Origin of the sequence: Amycolatopsis sp. NPDC098790 (assembly GCF_044759945.1) — a bacterium.
Lineage (GTDB): Bacteria > Actinomycetota > Actinomycetes > Mycobacteriales > Pseudonocardiaceae > Amycolatopsis.
Map to the genome: position 1 here is coordinate 511,919 of NZ_JBIWAI010000008.1, position 21,956 is coordinate 533,874.

Sequence of the window (21,956 nt, forward strand, 5' to 3'; positions counted from 1 at the left end):
CCCGTGGTTTTTTTTGCGGCGGGGGGGGTTTGGTCTTTGCGCGCGGGGTATCCCGCCCACCCCCCCCCCCCCCCCCCCCGGCCGAAGGGAAGGCTGGGATGAGGGGCGGGGGAGGTCTGGTGACGTTGTTGGCCGGCTTGCGTTGCCGACTGCCGGTTGGCCCTCGCTGATGTGTGTGCTCAGCTCGGTTCGCGCAGCGGCAGCCCCGCCGCGCGGTAGATCTCGTCGATCACCGTCATCGTCTCCACCGCGTCCGCCGCCGAGGTCTTCACCGGTGCGCCCTCCAGTACCGCCGCCGCGAAGGCGTCCAGCTGGTACTCGTACGTTGCCCGGCGGGGGAACTTCTCCGTGCGCCTCACCCCGTCGATCTTGACCACGAAACGGTGGTACATCTGCGGCATCAGCGGATTCACCACCGAAACAGACCCGCGCGACCCGGTCACCACAGCGCTGATCCGAAGCACCGACGACGACCACATCGAGCACGTCACCCGGCCCGTGTGGCCCGACGGGTAGCGCAACTCCGCCGTCATCGCCCGGTCGACCTTCGGTGACTTCAAGCGAGCCGAAGCCGACACCACCGAAGGTGTCTCGCCGCCGAACACGCGGGCCATGTGGACCGCGTAGCAGCCCGCGTCCATCGTTGCGCCGCCCGCCAATTCGTACTTGTACCTGATGTCCGAGAACTTCGGCAGCGGGAAGCACACCGCCGTCTCCACGTGCTCCAAGCGGCCCAGCTCGCCCGATGCCACGAGCTCCTCCACCCGCAGCGCCAGCGGGTGGTAGCGGTAGTGGAACGCCTCCATCACGACGCGGTCCGACGCGGCAGCCAGCGACGCGATCTCGCGAGCTTCCGAAGCGTTCGCCGTGAACGGCTTCTCGCACAGCACGTGCTTGCCCGCCGCCAGCGCCGCCCGGGTCCAGTGGCCGTGGAGGCCGTTCGGCAGCGGGTTGTACACCGCGTCGAGGTCCGGATCCGCCAGCAACTCCTCGTAGGACCCGTACGCGGTGGGGATCCGATGCCGCGAAGCAAACGTTTGCGCCCGATCCAGAGACCGCGCGGCGACCGCGGCGACCGACACCGACGATTGCGAAAAAGCGGGCTTGACCAGGGCAGCGGGGGCGATGCGAGCCGCCCCCAGGATGCCGATCCGCAGGCTCATGCCGCGAAGCTAGCACCGACATGGATTTCAACAGCCAGTTGACCTCTTCAACAACGAGTTGTACCGTTCCGGCCAGCCGAACAGTGGAGGTCCGTTATGTCCCGTTCTCGTGCCGTGCAGGCGGTGTTGCTGGCGAGCGTCGCCGTGCTGGTGACCGCGTGCGGTGGTGGTCCGGACGGCGCGGGCGGGACGTCGCAGGCCGCCGGCGCACCCGCGTCCGGCATCCCGGACACCGCCGCGATCGTCCAGGGCGTGCAGAAGGACGCCCAGCTCAACGCGGCTCTGCCGGACAACGTCAAGTCCGCGGGCCTGCACCTGGCCTCGAACCTGCAGTCCGCGCCCAACAACTTCTACGCCGCCGACGGCAAGACCCCCATCGGCTACGAGGTCGACCTCGCCAAGGCGATCGCCGCCAAGCTCGGCGTCCCCGTCGCCCACCAGGACATGGCCTTCGGCTCGCTGATCACCAGCCTCCAGTCCGGCCGCATCGACCTGACCATGGCCGGCATGAACGACACCAAGGCCCGCCAGGCGCAGATCGACTTCGTCGACTACTTCACCTCGGGCATCACGATCATGATCCGCAAGGGCAACCCGGACGGCATCACCGGCCCGGACACGCTCTGCGGCAAGAACGTCGCCGTCGTGCAGGGCACCAGCCACCAGAAGTTCGCCGAGGCGCAGAGCACCAAGTGCACGCAGGCCGGCAAGCCCGCGCTGACCGTCACCGCGACCGACAGCGACAACCAGAACCAGAACCAGCTGCGCACCGGCCGCGTCGCCGCGATCCTCAACGACCTGCCCAGCGCCGTCTACATCTCGCGGACGGCGGGCGAGGGCAAGTTCTTCGAGGTCGTCCCCGGCGAGCCGATCGAGGGCGGCCCGTACGGCATCGGCGTCAACAAGGCCAACACGGCGTTGCGCGACTCCGTCCAGAAGGCACTGCAGGCCCTGATCGCCGACGGCACCTACGGCAAGATCCTGCAGGCCTGGGGCGTCGAGCAGGGCGCGATCAAGGAGGCCGCGGTCAATGGCGGACAGTGAGGTGGCGGCTCCTGAGCCACTCCCGATCGTCCGGCTCCGCCATTGGGGCCGGTGGGTCGCCGCGGTGATCATCCTGGCCCTGCTCGTCCTGCTGGGCATCGCGCTCGGCAACGCGCAGATCGAGTGGAACCAGGTCCCGGACTTCGTCTTCTACAAGGTGATGGCGACCGGCCTGCTCAACACCGTCGTGCTCGCCGTGCTGTCCCAGGCCGTCGCGATCGTGCTCGGCATCGTCATCGCCCTGCTGCGCCGCAGCGCCAACCCGGTCGCGCGGTGGTTCGCCGCCGGCTACATCTGGATCTTCCGCGGCCTGCCGGTGCTGCTGCAGATCCTGCTCTGGTACAACCTGGCGCTCGTCTTCCCGGTGATCGACATCCCGTTCCTCGTCCACGAGCAGACGAACGTGCTGATCAGCGCGTTCACCGCCGCGTTCCTCGGCCTGGCGCTCAACGAAAGCGCGTACATGGCCGAGATCGTCCGGGCCGGGCTCAACAGCGTCGACAGTGGACAGACCGAAGCCGCGAAGTCGATCGGCATGACGCCGGCCGCGACGCTGCGCCGGGTCGTCCTGCCGCAGGCGATGCGCGTGATCATCCCGCCGACCGGCAACGACTTCATCAACATGCTCAAGGGCACGTCGATGGCGTCGGTGATCGGCGTGACCGAGCTGATCCACGCGGCCAACAACATCTCGTCCAACAACCTCCTGGTCATGGAGACGCTGCTGGCCGCGGCCGTCTGGTACATGGTCGTGGTGACCGTCGCGGGAGTCGGGCAGCACTACCTGGAACGTTCGTTCGGGCAGGCCGACCGCGGGCCGCTTTCCCGCGCCGGCAAGGCATTGCGCGGTGTGCCGCTGGTGAGGAGTGCCCGTGTCTGAACCACTGCTGCGCGCCGTCGGCGTCAAGAAGTCGTACGGCCACACCGAAGTCCTCGGCGGCATCGACCTGGAAGTCCACAAGGGACAGGTCGTCTGCCTGCTCGGGCCGTCCGGCGCCGGGAAGAGCACGTTCCTGCGCTGCATCAACCACCTCGAGACGATCGACGCCGGCCAGATCTGGGTCGACGGCGAGCCGATCGGCTTCCGGCAGCGCGGCGGGAAGCTGTACGAACTGCGCGAACGCGAGGTGGCGCGCCAGCGGCGCGACATCGGCATGGTGTTCCAGCGGTTCAACCTGTTCGCGCACCGGACCGCGCTGGAGAACGTCGTCGAGGGCCCGATCCGGGTGCTCGGCCTCAAACCGGACGAGGCGCGCAAGCAGGGCCTCGAGCTGCTCGACCGCGTCGGCCTCGCGCACCGCGCCGACGCCTACCCGGCGCAGCTGTCCGGTGGGCAGCAGCAGCGCGTAGCGATCGCGAGGTCGCTGGCGATGAAGCCGAAGCTGATGCTGTTCGACGAGCCGACGTCCGCGCTCGACCCGGAGCTGGTCGGTGAAGTGCTGGAAGTGATGAGTACGTTGGCGGGGGAGGGGATGACGATGGTCGTCGTGACGCACGAGATGAGCTTCGCCGCGGAGGCCGCCGACGAGGTGGTGTTCCTGGCCGACGGCGCCGTCGTCGAGACCGGGCCGCCGTCGGAGGTCTTGAGCGCGCCGAAGCACGAGCGGACCCGGCAGTTCCTGGCGAGGATCCTCGCGTGACGCGGATCCCACCCCGGTACCTGCTCCAGTTCGACGAGCCGGCCGGCTACCTCGACTTCGCCCGCTTCGGCCCGCCGTCGCACGCCGTGCTCGACACGACGGCCGCCCTGCTCGACCAGGCCACCACCGCCGGTCCGTCCACTGTGGACGAGCTGATGCGGCAGGAGGTCCGCGCCAAGGCCGCCGCCGCGCGGCTGTCCGGTTCGGACACCGACCACACCGTGCTGCTCCCGCACACCAGCCTCGGCTTGTTCCAAGCGGCGTTCAACAGCACTGGCGACGTGCTCGTGTCGGCGGCTGAGTTCCCCGCCAACACGTATCCCTGGGCGCGAGCCGAACAGGCCGGACGGCTGCGAGTGCACCGGTTGACCAGCGGTTACGTGACACCTGAGCGCGTCGCGGAGGCGTTGACGCCGGAGATCACGACGGTCAGCGTCAGCGCCGTCGACTTCCGCACGGGCTACCGCGCCGACCTCGCCGCGCTGCGCGACGTCGTCGGCGACCGGCTGCTGGTCGTCGACGGCATCCAGGGCTTCGGCGTCGTCGAGGAGCCGTGGGAGGTCGCCGACGTCCTGATCGTCGGCGGGCAGAAGTGGCTGCGCGCGGGCTGGGGCACCGGCTTCGCAGTCCTGTCCGACCGCGCCTTGGAGCGGATGGACCCGGTGCTGTCGGGCTGGACCGGCGCGCGCGACCCCGGCCTGTTCGACGACGAGATCCACCCGCCGGACGCGACCGCGCAGGCCTGGTCGATCTCCAACCTCAGCCCGATCACGTCCGGCGCGTTCGCCGAGGCCCTCGAGCTGGTCGAGGACGCCGGCGTCGGCGCGATCGCGGCCCGGATCGCCGAGCGGCTGACCTCCTTCGAAGAGGTCTTGTCGTCGTGTGGTGCGGAGGTCGTCTCGGCGGTCGACCGGCGCGCGGGGATCCTGGCGTTCACGCTGCCCGGCCACCCCGCCGAGCAGGTCGGCGCGGCGCTGGCGAACGCGGGGATCGCCGCGACCGTCCGTCCCGAGCACGTCCGGCTCTCGCCGCACGCGTCGACCCCGGCCGCCGCGGCGGATCTGCTCCGCGAAGCGTTGGAGACGTTGACCAAGCCACGGGAACCGCTGGTCGTCCCAGCTGCCGGTGCGACGACGCACGAGGTGCTGACGGCGCTGGTCCCGGCGATCCCGGGCCTCGCGGCGATGCTCGGGCCGGGCAACGAGGTCCTGCTGCACGACCTGAGCCGGCTGCCGGACTCGATCGTCGCCATCGCGGGCGACCTGACCGGCCGCAGCGTCGGCGGCCCGATGACCGACCTGCTGCTCGGCCTGGTCCGCCGCGGCACCACACAGGACCTGACGAACTACCGCACGCACGGCCCGGACGGCCGCGCGATCCGGTCGTCGACGCTGTTCCTGCGCGACGCCGACGGGGTCGCGGTCGGCTGCCTGTGCGTCAACAGCGTCGACGCGTCGGCTTCGGTGAACGGCACCGGCGAGCCGGAGACTTTCCCACCGGACGTCGACAGCCTGCAACGGTTCCTGGTCGACCGCGCGGTGACGAAGGCCGGGATCCCGGTGGACCTCATGAAGAAGCGGCACAAGGCGGCCGTGGTCCGGGAGCTCGACGAAGCCGGTTATTTCCTGATCAAGGACGCGGTCGACCACCTGGCGGGCCGCCTCGACGTCACGCGCTACACGATCTACAACTACCTCAACGAGATCCGCGCCTGATCGGGGCATTGCCCGCACGCGTTCCGGGGCGCACCATGGCGCGCATGACCGAACCGGATACCCGGCGCGCCCTGGTGCGGCTCGAAGCGGACGACGAGGCGGACGCGGAGGAGCTCGACCGCCTCGCCCGCCGGCTGCGCGCGGAGCTGGGCGAGCTGGACGTCGACCTCCACGCGCTGCCGGCCGAGGCCCCGGCGGGCGCGAAGGCGGCGGACCCGGTGACGGTGGGCTCGCTGCTGGTGGCGTTCAGCGCGGCGGGCGGCGTGTTCCCCGGTTTGGTGGAGACGTTGAAGGAGTGGCTGGGCCGCCAGGCGGGCAAGCACAAGATCAAGGTGACGATCGACGGCGACACGGTGGAGCTGGAACGGGCGTCTTCGGCGGAGCGCCAGCAGTTGATCGAGGCGTTCGTCCAGCGGCACGCTCAAGCGAGGTAGGACTCGGCCGCGTCCGCCGCCGCGCCGACCCCGCCGTGCCCGCGGACCTCGGCTTTCAGCTCCGCCAGCCGCGCGGCCACCGAAGCCGACGACGTCACCTCGTCCACCGCCGCCCGCAACGACTCCGCCGTCACCGCATCGGCCGGCAGGTGCCGGCCCACCCCCAGCGCCTCCAGCTGAGCCGCATTGCCGAACTGGTCCACAGCCTGCGGGATCGCCACCGTAGGCACCCCGAACCACAGGGCTTCCGTCGCCCCGCCCATGCCCGCGTGCGTCACGAACGCCGATGCCGCTTCGAGCACCGCCAGCTGCGGCACGCTCTCGTACACCTCCACCGACTCCGGCAGCGGCCCGAGCGCGTCCGGCGGCACGTGCTTGCCGAGCGAAATCACGACGTGCCAATCGGAAGCGAACGCCTCGACGCAGGCGCGGTAGACGTCGAGCTGGTCGTTGTACGCCGTCCCGAACGACACCAGCAGCACCCGGCGGCCCGAAGCCGGTGGCGTCCACGAACGGTCGGCCAGCCGCGACGGGTCCAGGCACGGCCCGACGAACCGGACGTGCAGGCCGACGCGGTCCGCGTGGGGCTGCAGCGCCCGCGGGATCAGCGACAGGACCTGGGACGGGTGGCCGATCCACTCCCACGGATCGGCGGAAACCCCGTTGGCGCGCAACCAGGAACGGTAGGTCTCCGCGTAGTCCACTCCGGACGGTGAGGCCTTGATCGGGGCCATCACCTCGGCCATCTCCTCGTCGTAGCCGTCCCACGCCACCAGGGTCGGCGACAGCTGCACCGCGGGGACGCCGTACCGCACGCCGAGCAGCGGTGCGCCCAGACCGCCGATGTCGTACAGCAGGAGATCGGGGCGGTCGTCGTCGAACGCCGACGTCAGCCGCGGGTGGATCGCGATCGCTTCGTCGAGGAAGACGCGCATCGCCTCGGCCGGGTCTTCCGGCCACTCCGCCGCTTCGCCGAGCGGGAAGATCGTCGGGTGCGTCACCACCGAAGCGCCGGTCGGCGCGACCAGTGGCGCCAGTGGTTCGCCGATCACGTAGGAGACCCGGTGGCCGCGCCGGACCAGCTCGCCGACCAGGCCCAGCGACGGGTAGACGTGGCTCGGTGCGGTGCAGCCGACCACGACGATGTGTTTGCGCGCCATGATCATCGACCGTAGGGGATCCCGAACCGCCCGCACCATCCGATTTCCGCCTTTAGTAGGGCCCTGCCCCGCTTGCCCTGCCCGAAAACCCGGCGCGGGTCTAGGGTTCTCCCGCCCGAAGCCGCAGGGGAAAGGGAGAAAACAGTGAGACGTGTCTTGATCGCCGCGGTCTCCGCCGCGGTGGCGGCCGCGCTCGTGAGTGCGCCGGCCGCGACCGCCGCGCCCGCGGCCGCCGCGCCGCAAGCCGGGACCATCGCCTGGGGGCCGTGCACCGATCCCACGCTCGTCGCCGCCGGAGCCGAATGCGGGTTCCTCGACGTGCCGCTCGACTACTCCAAGCCGCACGGCGGCAAGATCCAGCTCGCCGTCGACCGCGTCAAGCACACGGTGCCCGACGCGCAGTACCAGGGCGTCATGCTGACCAACCCCGGTGGCCCCGGCGGTTCCGGCCTGCTGCTCGCCACCCGCGGGCCCCGCGTGCCCAACCACGCCGGCGACGCCTACGACTGGATCGGCTTCGACCCGCGCGGGGTCGGCTCGAGCAAGCCCGCGCTGAGCTGCGACCCGAACTACATGGACTACAACCGGCCGGTCTACGCGCCGGTCACGCCGCAGCTCGAAAAGACCTGGCTCGCCCGCTCCAAGGGCTACGCCGAGGCCTGCGCGAAGAACAACCCGAAGGCCCTGCTGGAGAACATGAAGACGACCGACACGGTCAAGGACATGGACTCCATCCGCCAGGCGCTCGGCGCGAAGCAGCTGAACTTCTACGGCTACTCCTACGGCACCTACCTCGGCCAGGTCTACGGCACGCTCTACCCGAAGAACGTCCGCCGGATGGTGCTCGACTCGACCGTCGACCCGCGCGGCGTCTGGTACGGCGACAACCTCAACCAGGACGTCGCCTTCGACAAGAACATCCTCATCTGGTTCGGCTGGCTCGCCCAGCACGACGACGTCTACCACCTCGGCAAGACCCAGGCCGCTGTGCAGCGCGTGGTCAACGAGCAGCTGCTGAAGACGACCTTCAACCCCGCCGGCGGCGTGATCGGCCCGGACGAGATCCTCGACGTCATCCAGCAGGCCAGCTACTACCAGCTGCGGTGGACGCTGCTGGGCGACGCGCTGTCCCGGTTCGTCAACCAGGGTGACTGGCAGAACTGGAAGTCGCTGTTCGAGGCCTTCGGCGGCCGCGGCGACGACAACGGCTACGCGGTCTACCTCGCCGTCCAGTGCACCGACGTCCAGTGGCCGACCAGCTGGAACCAGTGGAAGCGCGACAACTGGCAGACCTTCGCCAAGGCGCCGTACTTCACCTGGCAGAACGCCTGGTTCAACGCGCCCTGCCTCTACTGGCCCGCGAAGGCAGGCAAGCCGACCAAGGTCGACGGTCGCGGCGTCCAGAGCGTCCTGATGATCGACGAGACGCTCGACGCGGCGACGCCGTTCCCGGGCAGCCTCGAGGTCCGCAGCCGCTTCCCGGGCGCGTCGCTGATCGCGGAGCCGGGCGGCACCAGCCACGCGATCACCCCGCGCGGCAACGCGTGCGTCGACAACAAGATCGCCGACTACCTGGCGACCGGTGCCCTCCCGGCCCGCAAGCCGGGCCGCACGGCCGACGTCGAGTGCGCCCCGCTGCCGCAGCCGACGCCCCCGGCACCGGCCGCGGCCAAGGCCGACGCCGCGGCCACGCAGGGTCTCGTGTCGGGCCGGTTCACCGGCTGACCTGCGGAAACCGCTCCTGAACGGGGTGCCGGGCCCAGTGCCCGGCACCCCGTTTTTCATACTTCCCGGCACCGAGGGCTTTGAACCTGCGCGGACTTTGTGTTACAAAGTGCGGGTCGAGTTTGCGTTTCAAAGTGGAGAAGGGAGGGACGCCATGACTGGGGGACCGGCGTTCGCGCTGACGGGCCTGACCAAACGGTTCGGCGGCGTCACGGCCGTCGACGGGGTGTCCGTCGAAGTCGCCCGCGGGGAGGTCGTCGCGCTGCTCGGGCCGAACGGCGCGGGCAAGTCGACCACCGTCGACATGCTGCTCGGGCTCACCAGGCCGGACGCGGGAGCCGTCACGGTCGAGGGTGGCAGCCCGCGCGAGGCCGTCGACCGGGGGCTCGTCGGCGCCATGATGCAGAACGGCGCGCTGCTGGGCGACGTCACGGTCGGCGAGATCGTCGACCTCGTCGTCTCGACGCACGCGAACCCGTTGCCGGCGAGCGAGGTGATCGCCCGCGCGGGGCTGGAAAACCTCGTGAAACGCCGCTGCGGCAAGCTCTCCGGCGGCGAACGCCAGCGCGTCCGGTTCGCCCTCGCCCTGGCAGGCGACCCGAAGCTGCTCGTGCTCGACGAGCCCACCGCCGCGATGGACGTCGACGGCAGGCGCGCGTTCTGGGCGGCCATCCGCGAGTACGCCGCCGGCGGCCGGACCGTGCTGTTCGCGACGCACTACCTCGCCGAAGCCGAGGACTACGCCGACCGCGTCGTGCTGATGCGCCACGGCGTGGTCGTCGCCGACGGACCGGTCGCCGAGGTCCGGGCCGCGGTGTCCGGGCGGGTGCTCAAGGCCGCCGTCCCGGGTGCCGCCGAAGGCGACCTGGCACGGCTGGCCGGCGTCACGAGCGTCCAGCTGCGGGCCGGTCGCGCCGAGCTGGCCTGCGCCGACTCCGACGCCGCCATCCGCGCGCTGCTGGCGGAGTTCCCGCAGGCGGCCGACATCGAAATCACCGCGCTCGGGCTCGAAGAAGCCTTCCTGGCGCTGACCGCCGAGGAGGCCGCCGCGTGAACACGACGTACCTGAGCCTGGAGATCAAGCGGATCGTCCGCAGTCCCCAGTTCACGATCTTCACCATCGGCATGCCGGTGGCCATGTTCGTCCTGTTCGGCTCGATCTTCGGCAAGCTGGCCACGCCGAGCGGCATCCCGGCGAACGTCGAGACGATGATCAAGCTCGCCGCGTACGGCGCCAGCGGCGGCGCGCTGTTCACCGGCACCCGGGTGGCGCAGGAGCGCACCGAAGGCTGGCAGCGCCAGCTGCGCCTGACGCCGATGCGCGGGCCCGGCTACCTGGTCGTCAAGGTCGCCTCCGCGATGGCGGTCGCGCTGCCGGTGCTGGTCGTGGTGTTCGTCGCCGGGCTGGCGATGGGGGTGCACCTGACCGCTGGCCAGTGGGGCCTGGTGCTGGTGTCGCTGTGGCTCGGCGTGCTCCCGTTCGCCGTGCTCGGCCTGGCCATCGGGCTGTTCGGCAAGGGCGACACGGTCGGCGCGGTCACCGGCGCGCTGATGATGCCGCTGGGCATGCTCGGCGGCCTGTGGATCCCGCTGTACGTCCTCCCGGACTGGATGGCGACGCTCGCGCACTTCTTCCCGACGTTCTGGCTCGGCCGGGTGGGCCTCGAACCCCTGGTCCACGCCGGTGGGACCGGCGTGGCGGTGCTCGTGCTGGCCGGCTGGCTGGTCGTGCCGGCCCTGATCGTGGTGCGCCGGTTCCGGCTGGACACGGCCAGGCTGTGAATGGTTGTTAACCTCCGTGCAGTACTGAGGGGTCTGCGCGGACGAAGGGCGGAGCGGGTGGACGACGAGCCGTTGTCGGCGGAGGAGTCACTGAACCTGATCGCCCAGCAGAACCGGCGCAACCGCCGGGAACTGGGCGGAGGCCCCGCGCGCATGCTCGCCGCGTGGGCCTTCGCCTGGATCGTCGGCTGGGGCTTCACCTACTTCGCGACGCGGACCGAGAGCATCCCCGGCTGGGTCGGCGGCGTGCTCGTCGCCGTGCTGTTCGTCGCCGCGATGGTCTACACCGGCTACGTCAGCGCCCGGGCCGCGCGGGGGATCCGCGGCCCGTCGAAGACCGTCGGGGCGATGTACGGCTACAGCTGGGCGCTCGTCTCGACCGGGCTGACCGTCGTCGACGTCCGGATCACGCAGTTCGGCACGCTGACCTCCGACCAGGTGTCGCTGCTGTGGTCGGGCACCTGGCTCCTGCTCACCGGGGTCATGTACCTCGCGGGCGGCATGCTCTGGCAGGACAAGCTGATGTACGGCCTCGGCGCGTGGATGATCGTGTCCTCGGCGCTGAGCGTGCTGGTCGGGTTCCCGGCCAACTTCCTGGTGCTGACCGTCTGCGGCGGTGGCGGTTTCCTGCTCGCGTCGATCGTGTACTTCGTGCGCGAGAAGAAGTCGCGATGAGCGAACTGCCGCAGCTCGACCCGGTCATCCACGCCCAGGCGCGGCTGCGCGTCACGGTCGCGCTCGCGGGGCTGCACACCGGCGACCAGATCACCTTCCCGCGCCTGCAGCAGCTCCTGGACATGACCGCGGGCAACCTCTCGACGCACCTGCGCAAGCTCGAGGACGCCGAGTACGTCGAGATCACCAAGGCCTACGAGCACCGCACGCCGGTCACGCTGGTCCGGCTGACCGCGGCCGGGCGCGCGGCGTTCGAGAACTACACCAAGGCACTGCAGCAGCTGCTGGACGTCACCGGCGGGGAATGACGTGGCCCGCTGGGTGATCCACCTCGACCTGGACGCCTTCTACGCGTCGGCCGAGCAGCTCACCCGCCCGACGCTGGCCGGGCGCCCGGTGCTCGTCGGCGGGCTCGGGCCCCGCGGCGTCGTCGCGGGCGCGAGCTACGAGTCGCGGGCGTTCGGCATCAAGTCGGCGATGCCGATGGCCCAGGCGCGCCGGCTGCTCCCGGCGAACGGCGTGATCGTGCCGCCGCGGTTCCGCGTCTACGAGCGGCTCAGCCAGGAGGTGTTCGCCGTCGTCACGTCGGTGGCGCCGGTGCTGGAGAAGATTTCCCTCGACGAAGCGTTCGCCGAACCGCCTTCGCTGACCGGCGCTTCTTTCGAAGGGGTCACGTCGTTCTGTGCTTCGTTGCGGGCCCGGATTCGCGCGGAGACCGGGCTGGTGGCGTCGATCGGTGCGGGCAACGGCAAGCAGATCGCCAAGATCGCGTCCGACGAGGCCAAGCCCGATGGGCTCTTGGTGGTGCCGCAGGGCACCGAACGCGAGTTCCTCGCGCCGCTGCCGGTGCGCGCGCTGTGGGGGATCGGCCCGGTGGCGGAGGGGAAGCTGCGGTTCATCGGCGTCCAGACGCTCGGCCAGCTGGCGGCACTGTCCGAACAGGACGCGGTGGCGACGCTGGGCGGGGTGGTCGGCCGCGACCTGCGCCGCCTGGCGACGGGGTTCGACGACCGCCCGGTGGCCGACCGCGGCGAGACCAAGCAGGTCAGCGCGGAAACGACGTTCGACACGGACATCATCGACCTGGCGTCGTTGCGCGCCGAGGTCCGGCGGATCGCGGTGGGGGCGCACAAGCGGCTGGTGAAGGCCGAGCGCGTGGCGCGGACGGTGGTGATCAAGCTGCGGCACACGGACATGCACACGGTGACCCGCTCGGAGACGATCTCCGCCCCGACCGACGACTTGGCGGAGTTGTCGGCGGTGGCGGAGAGGCTGTTGCTGGACCCGGCGGAGTTCGGCGGGATCCGCTTGGCGGGAGTGGCGTACAGCGGGTTGTCGGTGCCGCACCAGGACGCGCTGTTCACCTTGGCGGCGCCTTCGGTGCCTTCGACGTCGACGGTGGTCGCGGCCCCGGCGCCGGTAGCCGCCCCGCCGTCGGAGTGGCGCCAGGGCGACGACGTGGTGCACGCCGAGTACGGAACCGGCTGGGTGCAGGGCGCGGGCCACGGCCGGGTGACGGTCCGCTTCGAACACCGTTCCTCCGGACCTGGCTTGGCCCGCACCTTCCCCCAGTCGGACCCGGCCCTGACGCGCGGCGATCCCGGGGACTGCCTGAAGTAGGCCTACTCCGCCGAGCAGCCCTGCAGCTTGGCCACTTCCTGGCCCGCCAGCAGGAACGCACCCACGCCGAACGCCGACGTGTCGGTCGCGTGAGCCGTCGCCGGGCGGTCGCCCACCGGCTGGACGTAACCCACCAACCCGCTGGGCTGCAACGCCTTCGTCGACAACGCCGTCCACGCCTTGTCGACCACCGGGCGGTAGCGGGACGCGTCCAGGATGCCTGCGCCGATGCCCCAGCCGATGCCGTACGTGAAGAACGCCGTGCCGCTCGTCTCCGGGCCGCCGTGGTTCCACGGGTTCAGCAGGTCGGCGTTCCAGAAGCCGTCACGCCGCTGCAGCAAGGACAGCGAGAACGCCATCTTCTTGAACACCCGCAGGTACTCCGGCCGGCGCGGGTCGTCCGTCGGCAGCACCTGCAGCACCTTCGTCAGCGCCGCCAGTGCCCAGCCGTTGCCGCGGGACCAGAACACGCCCGAGCCCTTGAACCGCTCGTCGCGGTACCAGAGACCGGTGAACTCGTTGAACAGCTTGTGCTCCGAATAAGAGAACAGCTTGTCCATCGCGTCCAAATAGGACGGATCGTGGTCGATCACGCTCATCCGCGCGAACGACGGCATCGCCATGTTCAGCGCGTCCACGTAGTTCCAGTAGTCCCGGTGCCCCGCCTGCACCGACGCGACCTCGTCCTTGATGCGCGTGCGGATCGAGTCGAGCGGGATCTCCGGGTGGAAGTACGTGTACAGGTCCAGGTACGCCTCGCCGGCCGCCTGGTTGTCCGGGAAGAACGGCCGCTTCGGGTCGGACGGCAGCTGGTAGCCGTTGGCCTGGGCCCACGGGTACGTCTTGTGGTTGGACTGGCCGGTGGTCCGGACCAGGGCCAGGTTGCCGACGTGGAACGTCGCGTTCTGCCAGTCGGCCGGGTCGGGGTTCGTCCCGTTCGCCGCCCAGTAGTTGCCCGCGGCGACCATTTCGTCCGAAACGGCGCAGGACTCGGCGGCGGAAGCGACCGGCGCCGTCAGCAGGCTGCCCGCCACGGCCGCGGCCGCGAGCACGCCGAAACCACGAATACCCGGGAAACGCATGAATGCGTCCTCCTCAGCACGTCATGGCGGCGGGTCGGTCGCAGCGAGTGAAGCGCTTCCCGCTGGGCGTGTCAAGGTGCCGGTGAGCGGTACGGCGCAACGGTTTCCAGCAGCCGGCGGGCCGCCGACTCGGCGCCGTCGGCGTTCTTCGCCAGCACCAGCGTCAGCACCCGGGAGTGGGCCATCAATTCCAGCGGCTCGCCGTGCGCCCGCAGCGCCGCGACGACCGGGACCTGCAGCTGCGCGATCAGCGCGTTGCCGGACGCCCGGATCAGCGCCGCGTGGAACCCCGAATCGGCCTCCCGGAACGCTTCGGCGTCGGCCCGCTCGACCGCGTCCGCCATCAGCTCGTAAGCCGCCGCCATCGCCGAAAGCTCGTCCGGACGCCGGTGCTGCGCCGCCATCCGCGCCGCCTGCGGTTCGATCGCCAGCCGCAGTTCCGCCAGCTCACGCAGGTGCCGCGGGCGGTCGGGACCGTTGACGCGCCAGGCGATGACGTCCGGGTCGATCGCGTCCCAAGCGTCGGGCGGCAGCGTCCACGTGCCGACCCGCGGCCGCGCGGTGACCATGCCCTTGGACTCCAGCACGCGCAGCGCCTCGCGGACCACCGTCCGGGACGCGGCGAAGCGGCGGCCGAGCTCCTCGGGGACGAGCGGCTGCCCGTCCCCGAGGACGCCTTCGACGATGAGCCTCCCCAGCTCGTCCACGATGCGCGCGTGGAGATTCACTCGGGCAGGCCGACGCGACGCTCCCCGCTGCGCAGCTGCTGCAGCACGACCGCGATCACGAGCAGGGCGCCGTGGGCGACGTTCTGCCAGAACGGGTTGATGCCGAGGCCGGACATGCCGTTGTCGAGCACGCCCAGGATGATCACCGCGAGCACCGTCGAAATGATCGACCCGCGGCCGCCCTTGAGCATCGTCCCGCCGAGCGCGGCACCGGTGACGGCCTGCAGCTCCAGGCCCTCCGATCCGGAGACCGGCTGGCCCGAGCCGGTGCGCGCGGTGATCAGGATGCCCGCGACCGCCGCGACCACGCCGGCGAGCGCGTAGACGCCGATGATGTACCGGTTGATGTTGATGCCGGCCAGCCGCGCCGCCGTGTCGTTGCCGCCGATGGCGTAGACGTTGCGGCCGATGTCGGTGTACTTCAGCAGGAAGTGCAGCAGCGCCGCGACGATCAGGAACACCCACACCAGCGACGGCAGCCCGAGCACGGACCCCTTGGCCAGGAAGATGAACAGGTCGTCGCCGCCGGTGTAGCCCTGCGACTTGCCGTCCGAGATGACCTGCGCGACGCCCTTGTAGGTGGCGAGCATGGCCAGCGTCGCGACGACCGGGTTGACCCGGCCGAAGATGATGATCATGCCGTTGATCAGGCCGCAGACGATGCCGATGCCGATCGCGGCGAGGATGCCGACCTCGGCGTTGCCGGTCGAGGTGAACACCATCGCGGAGATGACCGACGCGAGCCCGGCCATCGAGCCGACCGAGATGTCCAGCGCGCCCAGGATGATCACCAGCGTCTGGACCAGGGCGAGCAGCCCCATGATGGTGATCGCGCTGCCGATCAGCAGCAGGTTGTTGGTGCGCAGGAAGTTGTCGTTCAGGATGCTCAGCAGCACGATCAACGCGATCAGCGTGATGATCAGGCTGGAGTTCTGCACGCCGATGCCGGTCAGCACGCGGCGTGCGGCGCTCGGCTGCGCCGGGGCGGCGGGAGCCGACGTTTCCTTCGTTGGGGTGCTCATGCGCCGATCTCCTGGGCTTCTTCCACGGCTGGTTCGGTTTCGGGGATGGCGAGGGTCAGCACGGCTTCCTCGGTCGCCTCTTCGCGGCCGATCTCGCCCGCCAGCCGCCCGGCCCGCATGACGAGGATGCGGTCGGCGAGCGTCAGCACCTCGGGCAGGTCGGAGGAGATGACCAGCAGCGCGATGCCCTCCGCGGCGAGGCCGTCGATGATCCGGTAGATCTCGGCCTTCGCGCCGACGTCGACCCCGCGGGTCGGCTCGTCGAGGATCAGCAGCTTCGGCCGCCGAGCGAGCCAGCGCGCGAGGACGGCCTTCTGCTGGTTGCCGCCGGAGAGCTTGCGGACTTCCTGCTCCATCGACGGCGTCCGCACGCGAAGCTCGCGTACGTACTCCTCGACGAGCGCGCGTTCCTTCGCCCGCTTCACCACACGGAAGCGGCGAAGGCGGTCGAGGACGGCGATGGAGACGTTGTCGCGTACGGACCGCTGCATCAGCAACGCGTCCGTCTTCCGCTCTTCGGGTGCGAAGCCGATGCCGGCTTTGACCGCGTCACCCGGGTTGTGCGCGCGAAGCCGCTTCCCGTCGAGCGTGACGGTCCCGGACCGGATCGGCAGGTCGCCGACGATCGCGCGCGCCAGCTCCGAGCGTCCGGCGCCGACCAGCCCGGCCAGGCAGACGACCTCGCCCGCGCGGACCTGCAGGGAGATGCCGGTGACGTCGTCGGTCGTGACGTCGTCGAGCTTCAGCACGACGTCGCCGGTGTCCTGCGTGACGCGGCGCTCGAGGGCCGACAGGTCGCGGCCGATCATCATCCGGACCAGGCCGGGCTCGTCGGTCTCCGCGACCTGCTGGACGCCGACGAGCTTGCCGTCGCGCAGCACGGCGACGCGGTCGGCGAGCTGGAAGATCTCCTTCATCCGGTGCGAGACGTAGACGACCGCGACCCCGCTGTCGCGCAGCCGCCCGATCAGCCGGAACAGCGCCTCGACCTCGTGTTCCGACAGCGACGACGTCGGCTCGTCGAACGCGATCACCTTCGGCGGCGTGGCCGCGGTGAGGACGCGCAGGATCTCGACGAGCTGGCGTTGCGCCGCGGAGAGGGCGACGCCGAGCGTGGCCGGGTTGAGTACGCCTTCGAAGCCGTACTCGGCGAGTGCGTCGTGCGTCGCCTTCATGAGCGTGCGGCGGTTGAAGACCCGGCCCTTCGCGGGCAGTTCGCCCACGAAGACGTTCTCCGCCACCGAAACGTGCGGGATGATCTCGGGTTCCTGGTAGATCACGCGGACCCCGGCGGCCATCGCCGCGCGCGGGGTGTCGAACGCGACCTCGGTGCCGTCGAGGAGGAGCCGGCCGTCGTCGGGGCCCTGGTCGCCGGAGAGGACGCGCAGCAGCGTCGACTTCCCGGCGCCGTTCTCGCCCATCAGCGCGAGGACTTCACCGGAGCGGATCTCCAGCGAGACGTCGTCCAGGGCGGTGACGCCGGAGAAGCGCTTGCCGATGCCCTCGACGGCGAGCGCGGGTGGAGAGGAGGACATGGTCGCCCTTCGAGCGGTGGAGTCCCCGGGGCGGCACTTTCACGTGAAAGTGCCGCCCCGGGGAAGTTCGGTCAGGTGCAGTTGACGCCGGCCTGCTTGTAGTTGTCCTTGTTGACGATCGTGGTCTTCGCGATCGTCTCCGCGGGCAGCTCCTTGCCGTTCTTCACCTTGTCGACGAGGACCTGGATCGCCGAGCGGCCGACCTCGGCGCCGGAGATGTAGAGCGCGGACTTGTTGCCGGTGTCCTTGCCCGCGGCCCAGTCCTTGCAGTCGAGGTACGCGCCGAGCCCGACGCCGATGATGTTGTTCGCCTGCACGCCCGAGTTGGCCAGCGCCGTCACGACACCGGTCTCGTTCTCGTCGTTGCAGCCCCAGACGACCCAGTGCTTGACGCCCGGGTTGGAGCTGATCACCGCGCCGGAGCGGTTCTGCGCGTCGACGGGCGAGTTGTCGGTGCCGACGTCGATCACCGGGACCTCGGCCCCCGCCGCCTTGGCGAACGCGGACTTCGCGGCGCCGACGCGGTCGGTGCAGACGGTGAGGTCCTGCTTGTAGGCGCTGATGATCTTGGTGTCGGCGGCGGTCCAGCCGGCGGCCTTGAACAGCTTCCCGGCCTCGGTGCCGACCGAGTCGCCCATCTGGCTGCCGTTGAAGCCGACGAACGGGGCCTTCGCGCCCGAGCCGTCCTTGATGACGTCGTCGGAGGCGATCAGCGGGATGCCCGCGCTCTTGGCCTTGTCGATCACCTGCGGGCCGATGGCCTGGTCGGGGACGACGATGGCGACGCCGTTGGCGCCCTGCGCGACCGCCGCGTCGAGTTCGGTGATCGCCTTGTTGGCGTCCTGGCCGAGGTTGACGACCTTGAGCTCGACGCCGAGCTCCTTCGCCTTCTCCTGCGCGCCCTGGGCCTGCTCGACGAAGTACTGCTGGTCACCCTGTTTCTGCAGGTAGTAGAGGGTGATCTTGCCGTTGGCGGGAGCCTGCTGCTGCGGGGCGGCGGTGTCCTTGCCGGAGGAGCAGGAAGCCATCAGGACACCGGAAATCAAACAACAACCAACAGCGCTCCAGGCGCGCAGCCTGTGCGAGTGTGGGGACATCGTTGCTCCCAAGGAGGCCGGGGGTCGAGTGGCGCGCGCGGGCGCCGCTGAGTGACTGGTATTACAAAACACCCGTTCGTGGAGCGTCAAGCCGCAGTTAGCGGAGCGAGACCTACTCTCCGTAGTTGCATCGTGGCACGAGTGGGCGTCATTTATCGTATTTTTTCCCTGCTGTCCTGCGCGTTGTCCGGTTTTGTCTTGTGCGAATGTTCTGATCGGTGTTGTCGACTGTGGTGGAAGTTTTTGGTGACCGGGATGCCGTCTCTGCCGGGTTCGCCCGGCTGGCAGGATGGCCGGACCACCGTCTGCGAGGGGGACCGATGACGAAGATCCGCGTCGCCGCGCTGGCCGGCGTCGCCGTCCTGGCGGCCGCCTGCAGCACTCCACCGCAGTCCGGCCCGGCGCCGACGCCCTTCCCCGAGACGCCGTCTTCTTCGGCTGCCCCGGATGGCTCGTTCAGCGTCGTCGCGACCGGCGACGTCCTGATCCACCCGGCGCTGACCGAGCAGGCCGAGGCCGACGGCAAGGGGAAGATCGACTACCGGCCGCTGCTGGCCGGGATCAAGCCGCTGATCTCCAGCGCCGACCTGGGGATCTGCCACCTCGAGACGCCGCTGGCGCCGGAAGGCGGGCCGTACAGCGGGTACCCGTCGTTCAGCGCGCCGCCGGAGATCGCCGACGCGCTCAAGGACACCGGCTACGACACGTGCTCGACGTCGTCCAACCACACGATCGACCAGGGTGCCGACGGCGTGAAGCGGACGCTGGACAAGCTCGACGAGACCGGGATCAAGCACACCGGCTCGGCGCGATCGGCGGCGGAGGCGGCGAAACCGCTGGTCATGGACGTCCACGGCGTGAAGGTCGCGCAGGTGTCGTACGCCTTCGGGTTCAACGGGATCAAGGTGCCGGCCGGGAAGCCGTGGCTGGCCAACCAGATCGACGTCGACGACGTCCTGGCGTCGGCTCGCAAGGCCCGCGAGGCGGGGGCGCAGGTCGTGATCGCGAGCCTGCACTGGGGTGTCGAGTACCAGCACGACCCGACGGCCGAGCAGCGTTCGCAGGCGAAGAAGATCCTGGCCTCGGACGACGTCGACCTGATCGTCGGCCACCACGCGCACGTGGTCCAGCCGTTCGAGAAGATCGGGGACAAGTGGGTCGCGTACGGGCTCGGCAACAGCGTCGCCCGCCACTCGGAACCGAAGGGCGACACGGAGGAAGGCGCGGCGGCCCGCTTCCGGTTCGTGCGCGACGGCGACCGCTGGAAGGTCGACAAGGCCGAGTACATCCCGACCTACATCAAGCTCGACGCCCCGATCCGCCTTCTCGACTTGTCGACATCGCCGGCGTCTGCGCAGGTCACGAAGGCGTTGGGCGACACGGACAAGAACATCTTGAGCTTGGACGCCGACAAGGACGGCCTGACCCGCCCCGGCAAGTGAGACGGGCTGAAGGTGCCCTTCAGTGCATGAGACGCGCTGAAGGGCACCTTCCTGACGTCGGATGCAACGAAGGTGCCCTTCAGCTCAGTGCGTGCGGGTCGTGATCAGCCGGGCCAACGCCGCCAGTTCCGCCGCCGGCCGCGGAACCGGGTTGACCGCCGCCAGCTCACGCAACCCCTTCGCCACCAAGGCAGCCGCCTGGGCCTGGCTCCACTGGCGCCCGCCCGCCTCGTCGACCAAAGCAGCCGCGCGGGCCAGCTCGGCGTCCGTGAACGGGTCCGTCCCCGCGTACAGCTCCGCCAGCTCCGCGCCCGCCGCCGTCCCCGACGACAACGCCGTCACCACCGGCAGCGACTTCTTGCGGTTCTGCAGGTCGGAAAACACCGGCTTCCCCGTCGACGCGGGGTCGCCCCAGATGCCGAGCAGGTCGTCGACGTGCTGGAACGCCAGCCCGACCGACCGGCCGAACTCGCCGAACCGCGCCACCGCGTCCGGCCGCCCCGCGAGCAGCGCGCCCAACTGGCACGAGGCCGCGATCAGCGCCGCCGTCTTGCCGTTCGCCATCCGGACGCACTCCGCCGGCGTCACGTCGTCGCGCTGCTCGAAGTCCACGTCCGCGGCCTGCCCTTCCAGCAGGTCGAGCACGCCCTGGGACAGCAGCTTCGCGCCCTCGGGCGTCAGCAGTTCGAACGCCACGCTCAGCAACGCGTCCCCGGCGAGGACCGCGGGGCCGGTGCCGAACACCGTCCACGCCGTCGCCCGGTGCCGCCGGGTCGTGTCGCCGTCCATGACGTCGTCGTGCAGCAGCGAAAAGTTGTGCACCAGCTCGACCGCGACGGCGGCGGGCACGGCGGCCGCGGGATCGCCGCCCGCCGCTTCCGCGCACAGCAGCACCATCGCCGGCCGCAGCGCCTTGCCGCCGTCCGCGGACGACGGCTCGCCGCGCGCGTCCTCCCACCCGAAGTGGTAGCCGGCGATCCGCCGCATCGCGTCGGGCAGCCGGTCGGCCGCGGTGCGCAACGCGGGGTCGACCAGGCCCTTGCTCCACGCGAGGACGTCGGCGATCGGCCGGGAGGCGGTCCGGGAGTCCATGGTGGTCATGAGCGGCCGACCTCGACGTCGTCGAGCACGCCGAGCGCGTCCGGCACCAGCACCGCGGCCGAGTGGTAGGCACTGACCAAATAGGACGTCACGGCCCGGTCGTTGATGCCCAGGAACCGGACGTTCAGCCCCGGCTGGTATTCGTCCGGCAGGGATTTCGGCCGGAGCCCGATGACGCCGGCGTCGTCTTCGCCCGTCCGCATGGCGAGGATCGACGTCGTGCCGGTGTCGGTGACGGGGATCTTGTCGCACGGCAGGATCGGGACGCCGCGCCAGGCCATGACGCGCTTGCCGTCGAGCAACGTCGTGTCCGGGTAGACGCGGGTCCGCGTGCATTCGCGGCCGAACGCGGCGATGGCGCGGGGGTGGGCGAGGAAGAACTTCGTCTTGCGGCGCCGGCAAAGCAGGTCGTCGAGGTCCAACGGCGTGGGCGGCCCGGTGCGGGTCGTCAGCCGGTGCTTGAGGTCGGTGTTGTGCAGGAGCCCGAAGTCGGTGTTGTTGACCAGGTCGTGTTCTTGCCGCTCCCGCAACGCTTCCACGGTCAGCCGCAGCTGTTGTTCGAGCTGGTTCATCGGGTTGTTGTAGAGATCCGTGACGCGGTTGTGGACACGCAACACGGTTTGCGCGACGGCCAGTTCGTACTCGCGCGGCGAAGGGTCGTAGTCGACGTAGGTACCGGACAGGATCGGCTCGCCGTCGTGGCCGGCCGACAGGTCGATGGCGGCCTCACCGGCCTTGTTCGCCGGTTTCCGCGGCCGTCCGGCGGCCTCGGCGACGTGCGTCCGCAGTGATTCGGACCGGCCGTTGAGCCTTGCGTAAGCCGTGGCCGGCAGCACCAGCGCGATGACGCGCGTCGCGGCGCGGGCGGTGAAGCGCCAGGTGGCGTTGTCGCGGGCGAGGAGTTCGGCGCCGAAGTGGTCGCCGTCGGTGAGGGTGCCGAGGTGGGTTTCGTCGCCGTATTCGCCGCGGCCGTGCTGGGTGACTTTGCCGT

At 70.3% G+C, this 21,956-nt stretch carries 21 protein-coding genes; 12 read left to right on the forward strand and 9 right to left on the reverse strand.

Annotated elements, in window-relative coordinates; genetic code table 11:
* Positions 1 to 179: 179 nt before the first annotated feature.
* Positions 180 to 1,163, reverse strand: a complete 984-nt coding sequence (locus ACIQWX_RS45710; RefSeq protein WP_400885272.1) for a Gfo/Idh/MocA family protein — start codon at positions 1,161 to 1,163, stop codon at positions 180 to 182.
* 96 nt (positions 1,164 to 1,259) lie between these two features.
* On the opposite strand from ACIQWX_RS45710, the gene ACIQWX_RS45715 reads away from it, so the two are divergent.
* From ACIQWX_RS45715 to ACIQWX_RS45735, 5 genes are read left to right on the forward strand one after another with little or no spacing between them, the layout of a single operon-like run.
* Positions 1,260 to 2,207: an ABC transporter substrate-binding protein gene (locus tag ACIQWX_RS45715; RefSeq protein WP_400885275.1), complete on the forward strand. Its 948-nt coding sequence runs from the start codon at positions 1,260 to 1,262 to the stop codon at positions 2,205 to 2,207.
* Position 2,208: 1 nt separating this feature from the next.
* Entirely contained in the window at positions 2,209 to 3,087 is an 879-nt protein-coding gene (locus ACIQWX_RS45720) for an amino acid ABC transporter permease (RefSeq protein ID WP_400885358.1), read from the forward strand.
* Positions 3,080 to 3,847, forward strand: coding sequence for an amino acid ABC transporter ATP-binding protein (locus ACIQWX_RS45725; RefSeq protein WP_400885278.1), 768 nt, complete (start codon positions 3,080 to 3,082; stop codon positions 3,845 to 3,847). The genes ACIQWX_RS45720 and ACIQWX_RS45725 overlap by 8 nt, the downstream gene beginning before the upstream one ends.
* Entirely contained in the window at positions 3,844 to 5,562 is a 1,719-nt protein-coding gene (locus ACIQWX_RS45730) for an aminotransferase class V-fold PLP-dependent enzyme (protein WP_400885281.1), read from the forward strand. Before ACIQWX_RS45725 ends, ACIQWX_RS45730 begins: the two co-directional genes overlap by 4 nt.
* A gap of 44 nt (positions 5,563 to 5,606) precedes the next feature.
* A complete protein-coding gene (locus ACIQWX_RS45735) occupies positions 5,607 to 5,996 on the forward strand; it encodes a hypothetical protein (RefSeq protein ID WP_400885284.1) in 390 nt (129 codons plus the stop codon).
* On the opposite strand, the gene ACIQWX_RS45740 is transcribed toward ACIQWX_RS45735, so the two are convergent.
* Positions 5,984 to 7,156 (reverse strand): macrolide family glycosyltransferase, encoded by a 1,173-nt coding sequence (locus tag ACIQWX_RS45740; RefSeq protein ID WP_400885287.1) that lies wholly within the window; start codon positions 7,154 to 7,156, stop codon positions 5,984 to 5,986. The two genes, ACIQWX_RS45735 and ACIQWX_RS45740, sit on opposite strands and share 13 nt — an antisense overlap.
* A gap of 144 nt (positions 7,157 to 7,300) precedes the next feature.
* Between ACIQWX_RS45740 and ACIQWX_RS45745 the strand changes: the two genes are divergently transcribed.
* From ACIQWX_RS45745 to ACIQWX_RS45770, 6 genes are all read left to right on the forward strand, one after another.
* On the forward strand, positions 7,301 to 8,881 hold the full coding sequence (locus ACIQWX_RS45745) for an alpha/beta hydrolase (RefSeq protein WP_400885289.1): 1,581 nt from the start codon (positions 7,301 to 7,303) through the stop codon (positions 8,879 to 8,881).
* A 154-nt stretch (positions 8,882 to 9,035) separates the two neighbouring features.
* Positions 9,036 to 9,935 (forward strand): ABC transporter ATP-binding protein, encoded by a 900-nt coding sequence (locus ACIQWX_RS45750; RefSeq protein WP_400885292.1) that lies wholly within the window; start codon positions 9,036 to 9,038, stop codon positions 9,933 to 9,935.
* Positions 9,932 to 10,663, forward strand: coding sequence for an ABC transporter permease (locus ACIQWX_RS45755; protein WP_400885294.1), 732 nt, complete (start codon positions 9,932 to 9,934; stop codon positions 10,661 to 10,663). Before ACIQWX_RS45750 ends, ACIQWX_RS45755 begins: the two co-directional genes overlap by 4 nt.
* 57 nt (positions 10,664 to 10,720) lie before the next feature.
* Positions 10,721 to 11,338, forward strand: coding sequence for a hypothetical protein (locus ACIQWX_RS45760; RefSeq protein ID WP_400885295.1), 618 nt, complete (start codon positions 10,721 to 10,723; stop codon positions 11,336 to 11,338).
* On the forward strand, positions 11,335 to 11,646 hold the full coding sequence (locus ACIQWX_RS45765) for a transcriptional regulator (protein ID WP_400885298.1): 312 nt from the start codon (positions 11,335 to 11,337) through the stop codon (positions 11,644 to 11,646). Before ACIQWX_RS45760 ends, ACIQWX_RS45765 begins: the two co-directional genes overlap by 4 nt.
* A gap of 1 nt (position 11,647) precedes the next feature.
* Positions 11,648 to 12,958, forward strand: coding sequence for a DNA polymerase IV (locus ACIQWX_RS45770; protein ID WP_400885299.1), 1,311 nt, complete (start codon positions 11,648 to 11,650; stop codon positions 12,956 to 12,958).
* Between the two features lie 2 nt (positions 12,959 to 12,960).
* On the opposite strand, the gene ACIQWX_RS45775 is transcribed toward ACIQWX_RS45770, so the two are convergent.
* The 5 genes from ACIQWX_RS45775 to ACIQWX_RS45795 form a co-directional block, all read right to left on the reverse strand.
* Positions 12,961 to 14,040 carry a glycoside hydrolase family 88 protein gene (locus ACIQWX_RS45775; protein ID WP_400885301.1) on the reverse strand — a complete coding sequence of 360 codons (1,080 nt, stop codon included), beginning with the start codon at positions 14,038 to 14,040 and terminating at the stop codon, positions 12,961 to 12,963.
* Positions 14,041 to 14,111: 71 nt separating this feature from the next.
* Positions 14,112 to 14,768: a FadR/GntR family transcriptional regulator gene (locus ACIQWX_RS45780; protein ID WP_400885304.1), complete on the reverse strand. Its 657-nt coding sequence runs from the start codon at positions 14,766 to 14,768 to the stop codon at positions 14,112 to 14,114.
* On the reverse strand, positions 14,765 to 15,790 hold the full coding sequence (locus tag ACIQWX_RS45785; RefSeq protein ID WP_400885306.1) for an ABC transporter permease: 1,026 nt from the start codon (positions 15,788 to 15,790) through the stop codon (positions 14,765 to 14,767). The genes ACIQWX_RS45780 and ACIQWX_RS45785 overlap by 4 nt, the downstream gene beginning before the upstream one ends.
* The gene (locus tag ACIQWX_RS45790) at positions 15,787 to 17,325 is read right to left on the reverse strand and encodes a sugar ABC transporter ATP-binding protein (protein ID WP_400885308.1); all 1,539 of its coding nucleotides are present in this window, start codon (positions 17,323 to 17,325) and stop codon (positions 15,787 to 15,789) included. The genes ACIQWX_RS45785 and ACIQWX_RS45790 overlap by 4 nt, the downstream gene beginning before the upstream one ends.
* A gap of 71 nt (positions 17,326 to 17,396) precedes the next feature.
* Positions 17,397 to 18,371, reverse strand: coding sequence for a substrate-binding domain-containing protein (locus tag ACIQWX_RS45795; protein WP_400885310.1), 975 nt, complete (start codon positions 18,369 to 18,371; stop codon positions 17,397 to 17,399).
* 371 nt (positions 18,372 to 18,742) lie between these two features.
* Here ACIQWX_RS45795 and ACIQWX_RS45800 point away from each other — a divergent pair, with 371 nt between their 5' ends.
* The gene (locus tag ACIQWX_RS45800) at positions 18,743 to 19,864 is read left to right on the forward strand and encodes a CapA family protein (RefSeq protein WP_400885312.1); all 1,122 of its coding nucleotides are present in this window, start codon (positions 18,743 to 18,745) and stop codon (positions 19,862 to 19,864) included.
* An 84-nt stretch (positions 19,865 to 19,948) separates the two neighbouring features.
* On the opposite strand, the gene ACIQWX_RS45805 is transcribed toward ACIQWX_RS45800, so the two are convergent.
* Together ACIQWX_RS45805 and ACIQWX_RS45810 are read right to left on the reverse strand one after the other, a co-directional pair.
* A complete protein-coding gene (locus ACIQWX_RS45805) occupies positions 19,949 to 20,965 on the reverse strand; it encodes a family 2 encapsulin nanocompartment cargo protein polyprenyl transferase (protein WP_400885315.1) in 1,017 nt (338 codons plus the stop codon).
* The coding region (locus tag ACIQWX_RS45810) for a family 2B encapsulin nanocompartment shell protein (protein WP_400885317.1) at positions 20,962 to 21,956 on the reverse strand (995 nt) is incomplete at its 5' end. The genes ACIQWX_RS45805 and ACIQWX_RS45810, both read right to left, overlap by 4 nt.